Origin of the sequence: Dapis hubbardiae BLCC-M172, from assembly GCF_050016015.1 — a bacterium.
Taxonomy (GTDB): domain Bacteria; phylum Cyanobacteriota; class Cyanobacteriia; order Cyanobacteriales; family Microcoleaceae; genus Trichodesmium.
This window is the reverse complement of sequence record NZ_JBNHEQ010000122.1, coordinates 1-5,916: the sequence shown is the minus strand read 5'-3', so window position 1 is coordinate 5,916 and position 5,916 is coordinate 1. Positions and strand designations below refer to the sequence as shown.

Below are 5,916 nucleotides of genomic sequence, written 5' to 3'. Positions count from 1 at the left end.
TATTTCCCAATCTTCAATCAAGAAAGGTTTTAACCAGAGGTAATTATCAATTATCAATTATCAATTATCAATTATTGAACAGGATTGACAGATATAGTAATTCCCATTTATTCAACCCTTCCCTAGGAACAATTTCTCACCTCAAAACCAGAATTATTTTTAACCTTAACTCCACAAGAATATTCTATAACACTCTTACCTTTAGCAATATTATTCTCAATCAAATTTCCCCGACCACCCAAACTAGCCTTCATCGTAATTTTACCAGCTACATTATTATTTTCAACTCTCACATTTTCCATAGAATAAGGCGTGCTATTCGTATCAGCCATCACAAAAATATTAGATGTTATTTGATTATCAACAATCCTGACATTACGAATATATCGAACCTTATATAAACCAATATAAGCATTACCCCGATTATTCTTAATTATTACTCCATTTACGGTCGTACCTCCACAACATTCCTGAATTAAAATCCCTTCTCCATCTACACTCAAATAATTAGTATTTCCTATCCTATGTCTATAAACCTCGTAATTATTTCCCTCAATTAAAACATTCCATCCAGACCAATCAATACCCCGATTTTCTAAAGTTACTGCTCCTGTAGTCTCCCTTTTCCCTGTGGGGTCTATCCAATACTGTTTATTTTTTTGGTCTTTAATCTGATTATCTTTAATTATCAAACCATCACCAGCAGCCACAATTCCCACTCGCATTGTATGATAAATCCAATTATCTCTAACTACTATTCCCTGACGAAATAATCCTGGTTCCGTTTCTGGAGTTGCTGCTAACTTAAAACCACTTCCTTTGCCACGATTTATAACTATTCCATAGTGATTTGTATAACTGAAATTTACCTCATCATTTTGATAAGTAATAATTGACTTTTTATCTCGTGACTTAACTTTATAACCAGGTTGATTATAATTATCTGTTATTTGATCGTTGAGGCGATTATTGCTAATTAAAACATTAGTATAGCCATTAACTATAATATTAGCTGCAAATCGATAACTCAGTCTTTGCCAAGGTTCTTGAAAATCAATATCTGGAACTCCTGGGTCTGGTTCAGCAACATTATTACTCCGAACTCCAAAAATAATAATATTTTGATTTTTGCCATTATCTAAATCAGCTTTAATACTAATAGCAGCACGGTTAATATCAAGATTAATCAGACCGATATTACTATCTGTATCTGGTGCAGTTGTAGAGATATTTTTAAATGCCGTATTATTAGGCGTGCCACTACCAGAAAGTTGAGGTTTATATTTGGGAAATACTAATTTAGTTGGAGGTGAAAAAGAATTTGATTTAGCATCTTTAAATGTGGGTGTTTCGCCACGAATAATCACACCATTTTTGAGTTTAATACTATCAGTAAAGTTGTATGTTCCTGCAGGAAAATAGACAACTCCTCCACCGTTTGATGCCACAGCATCTCGCGCAGCATTAAAGCGTTTATTAATATTATTTCCTGGGAAATCTTTGATATTATAGACACAATTCCATTTGATTTGATTTGTCCAAGGATATATATCTTTGCCGTAGTGGGTGGCGATCGCATTATCTGTAATTCCCCCACTAAGACTACCGCAAGAATTATTCATTTGAGAAACAATTGGTGAATTATTAGAAGTAGTTACTAGCAATTGGCTTACTGCAAAACTTCCTATAGTAAAGCTGATAAATGCTATAATTCCTAATAAAATTTGCCAATTTTTTTTTTCACGTCGATTAAAGTATTTTAGAAGTAAATAATAATTTCATAACCGTACGAAAAAAACTGTAGAAAATCGTGACAGCTTTTATCTTGATATTGGATTAACCAATATTGGCTGTACGGCACAGCTCACTATTCCCATCCTACGGAATGCTAGGCAAACGGTACTAAATGCCTCTGGGAATTTCTTATCTTATATTTGAAGACTGCCATTAACATCGGCATTAATGACTATACCAGTTTCACTCCTGAATAAACCACGTTTGACTCGTTTTCCCAAATAATTTTCTTGAGCAAAGGGCAATTCTAAGTCAATAGCAGATGTTTTACTGGTGTAACTTTCTTCAGTTTCAATGACTTTAACCCCAGCTAGTTGACATTTATAAGTTATCTGTTGAATTAGCTTAGAGTGCGGTATTTGGGTAAAGTTTTGATTGTTTTTTTTACCGATGTTTGCACCTTGTTTCCAGTTATCATTTTTGCCTATGACTACAGTACCAATATTATTAGTCACTAAATAATTGACAACTAACTTGCTGGTGTTATGTAGATAATTCTCGACAAAACGATTTCGATGATAACTCAATGCTTCAATCTTACGACTGGTTTTTCTGTTGCCTTTGAGATGACTTTGGTACTTAGCTTTTCGCTTGTTATATAATTGATTGACGCTTTTTAGTGGCTTCCCATTAATCAGTATAGGTTTAACACCGGGCTTGTTTGTAGATAGAGCAACTAATCTGTCAATTCCTAAGTCAATTCCGGCTACATATGTTGAGTTTATTTGTGGCTGATTCGTTTTTTCATACACTACTTCAATTATATAGCAGGCAGTAGCAGGTACTATCCTTACTTCTATCACAGTATCCACAACTACAGGTATTTTGATTTCACTCATGGATAAGTGACACATACCATCTTTGAGACTTGCTCTATAGACTGATTCTTTGGAATATATAACTACATTCCTACCTTGAGTTTTATTCTTATACTTTGGTATTTTGGGTTTACCTAAAAACTTCCCTGGATGTTTTGACCATTCAATGATTGCCTGAAAATAACCACGCCAAGTGGCAACCAAGCATTTGATTATTTGTTTTGATACTTTAGTTGGTAATGCTCTATAGGCATCACTATCTTTGGTGGCGTGGTATAGTTTAGTTAAATCCAGACTATTACCAGTACAGAAAAAATGCTGACGACAATAATAATTAGCTAAGTTGTACAAGTTTTTCGACTTAAAGGCTAACTCATCACACACTCGCCAAAAGTTATGTGTTCGGTTAATAATATGTCTGTCAACAAGTCGCATTCACTTTTTATTTTTCATATTTTAGTTGTTACTTGTTTAATATTACAAAACTTTTGTAAATTTTACAACTATTTTCTACGGTTTAAGTTTAACAGTTAATCACCCCACTCTGGCATCAGTCTCAGAATAGGAATTAAATATAGAGAAGCTAACGACGCGACTGCAAACACAAGTAAAATTGCTGCTGCAGTCAAGATAATATTTGTAAAAGTCACAAAACCAGCGACTTTTTGAATTATGTTTGTTTGGCTTCCCGGTGTAACTATTTCGTAATTATTAGTTAATTGTATAATCTCTTCTAAGCTTAACTTTTCCCCAACAATAAGTTGAGATTTTTCTAAGTAATCTTTTGTTTCTGTTGTTGCCTGAGTTTCTGAAAGTACACCCCTTTTTTCTAGTTCCTCAATAGTAGTAATACTGTGTCGAATGGAAATTAATTCTTGAACTTTTTCTAGTGGGAGGTTATCAAGATTATTGATATTATTTTGGGCAACACTCACACTAGGGGTGGAAAGCCAAAATATAACCACTAAAAATAAACTAATTAGCCGACGCATCATAATATATAGTTTTGTAGAAAATGCTATACTTAGATGGTACTTCGATTATTAAGTAATTAACACAGACTGAATAACTTTTTTGATAATTATGAGCCAGGAGCGTATTAATCAGGACTTACGCAGATGAACCCAGAAACGGGGTTTCTCTGCTTTTCCGCTTGCTTCGAGCGTTATCATAAACCGGGTTTCTGGGAGGTTAATGGTAGGGACGTTGCATGCAACGTCCCTACAAGGGCATTTGAGACCAACCGGGTTTCTCTACTTTTTTAGCAGCCAAATTGTTGCATGAAAGTAGCGATAGAACATCCATTCCACAGCTACATCGCTCTCTTTCGCAATTATTGATGTTCTATTCATTTATTGTCCAATAGTTAGGGCTGGCAAATTAAAACTCAAAGCCTTTACAGGCAAAAGTTTCAGACTTTTTATTTTCCACATTGATGTTCTATTCATCTATTGCGCAATAGTTACAGCAGTTTCGGCAGGTTATTATTGTACATATGCAAAGCAACTGCGGCAGCTATAATACTTTCATGCAATAAAGCCCAGCAAAAATCTTTTCTGATGTCTAGGACTTACGCAGAAAAACTCAGAAACCGGGCTTTTTCCTAGATATCTATTATAAAAACAACGATTTATCATAAAAACCCGGTTTCTTTACGTAAGTCCTGATATAAAATCCGGTTGAACAGTTGTCATTGCGACGAATCGCCCCTACGAACAAAAAAAACGCTCCCCATTTTTGGAGAGCGTTTTTATTAGCTAATTAAAAAATTAACCCTTGATAGCAGGAGCTTCAACAGAAGCTAAGTCTAGAGGGAAGTTGTGAGCGTTACGCTCGTGCATTACTTCCATACCTAAGTTAGCGCGGTTGATGATGTCTGCCCAAGTGTTGACCACACGACCACTAGAATCGATGATGGACTGGTTGAAGTTGAAACCGTTTAAGTTGAAGGCCATTGTGCTGATTCCTAATGCTGTGAACCAGATGCCTACTACTGGCCATGCACCCAAGAAGAAGTGCAAGGAACGGCTGTTGTTGAATGAAGCATATTGGAAGATTAAACGACCGAAGTAGCCGTGAGCTGCTACGATGTTGTAAGTTTCTTCTTCTTGACCGAATTTGTAACCGTAGTTCTGAGATTCAGTTTCTGTTGTTTCACGAACTAAGGAAGAAGTTACCAAGCTTCCGTGCATTGCACTGAATAATGAACCACCAAATACACCTGCTACTCCTAGCATGTGGAATGGATGCATTAAGATGTTGTGCTCTGCTTGGAACACTAACATGAAGTTGAATGTTCCGGAGATTCCTAAAGGCATTCCATCGGAGAAGGAACCTTGTCCGATTGGATAGATTAAGAATACTGCTGTTGCTGCTGCTACAGGAGCAGAGTAAGCAACACAGATCCAAGGACGCATACCTAAGCGGTAGGATAGTTCCCACTCACGACCCATGTAGCAGAATACGCCAATGAGGAAGTGGAAAATTACTAGCTGGTATGGGCCACCGTTGTAGAGCCACTCGTCTAAGCTAGCTGCTTCCCAGATTGGGTAGAAGTGTAGACCAATTGCGTTGGAGGAAGGTACTACTGCACCGGAAATGATGTTGTTTCCGTATAGTAGGGAACCAGCGACGGGTTCGCGGATACCATCGATGTCTACTGGAGGAGCTGCTACGAAAGCGATAATGTAGCAGATAGTAGCTGTTAAGAGAGTAGGGATCATTAATACACCGAACCAGCCGATGTATAAACGGTTGTCTGTGCTTGTTACCCAGCTACAGAACTTTTCCCATACGTTGGCGTTTTCACGCTGTTGTAAGGTTGTAGTCATAGTATGTATGATTGCTGTATGTATGAAATTTTCGAGGTACGGCGGTCTTGAGGTTTTGTGTTCCTTGACCGTTATTAATACTTTAGCTAGTTTATTTCGTTTTGTAAAGGGGTTTGTGTCGTAATGTATTAAATCTAATTAATAAGTATGACTTATATTAATCGAAATAATACTATCTATAAATTAATTGATCGATTAAAAAGTAGCCCGCTTATGGTTTATAGCTGTTTCAAAGTGGGGAGATGGGGATATGGGGGCATTTTTCTACTTTTTTCCCCTCTGAGTATTTCTCAATCCCCTGAGGACTGACTCCTTTGGCAAAAACCCTCACCTTTGCGGAGATACCAAATGGTTTCTATAAACAAAACAAAAAAAAACGCCCCCCATTTTTGGAGAGCGTTTTTATTAGCTAATTAAAAAATTAACCCTTGATAGCAGGAGCTTCAACAGAAGCTAAGTCTAGAGGGAAGTTG

General features: G+C 36.6%; 4 protein-coding genes. All 4 read right to left on the bottom strand.

From position 1 onward, the window contains the following. Window positions 1-122: 122 nt before the first annotated feature. The 4 genes from ACP6PK_RS11080 to psbA all read right to left on the bottom strand — a co-directional run bounded on the left by ACP6PK_RS11080 (window position 123) and on the right by psbA (window position 5,443). Window positions 123-1,664 carry a glycosyl hydrolase family 28-related protein gene (locus ACP6PK_RS11080; protein WP_426559652.1) on the bottom strand — a complete coding sequence of 514 codons (1,542 nt, stop codon included), beginning with the start codon at window positions 1,662-1,664 and terminating at the stop codon, window positions 123-125. A gap of 264 nt (window positions 1,665-1,928) precedes the next feature. Then, a complete protein-coding gene (locus ACP6PK_RS11075) occupies window positions 1,929-3,047 on the bottom strand; it encodes an RNA-guided endonuclease InsQ/TnpB family protein (RefSeq protein ID WP_426559651.1) in 1,119 nt (372 codons plus the stop codon). 95 nt (window positions 3,048-3,142) lie between these two features. Then, complete coding sequence (locus ACP6PK_RS11070; RefSeq protein ID WP_426559650.1) at window positions 3,143-3,607, bottom strand: hypothetical protein; 465 nt, start codon at window positions 3,605-3,607, stop codon at window positions 3,143-3,145. A gap of 774 nt (window positions 3,608-4,381) precedes the next feature. After that, window positions 4,382-5,443 carry a photosystem II q(b) protein gene (gene psbA / locus ACP6PK_RS11065; RefSeq protein ID WP_426559649.1) on the bottom strand — a complete coding sequence of 354 codons (1,062 nt, stop codon included), beginning with the start codon at window positions 5,441-5,443 and terminating at the stop codon, window positions 4,382-4,384. Window positions 5,444-5,916 lie beyond the last annotated feature (473 nt).

Coding starts and splice junctions, on each gene's coding strand:
- ACP6PK_RS11075 (WP_426559651.1), bottom strand. CDS start 3,047: ATGCGACTTGTTGACAGACATATTATTAACCGAACACATAACTTTTGG.
- psbA (WP_426559649.1), bottom strand. CDS start 5,443: ATGACTACAACCTTACAACAGCGTGAAAACGCCAACGTATGGGAAAAG.
- ACP6PK_RS11070 (WP_426559650.1), bottom strand. CDS start 3,607: ATGATGCGTCGGCTAATTAGTTTATTTTTAGTGGTTATATTTTGGCTT.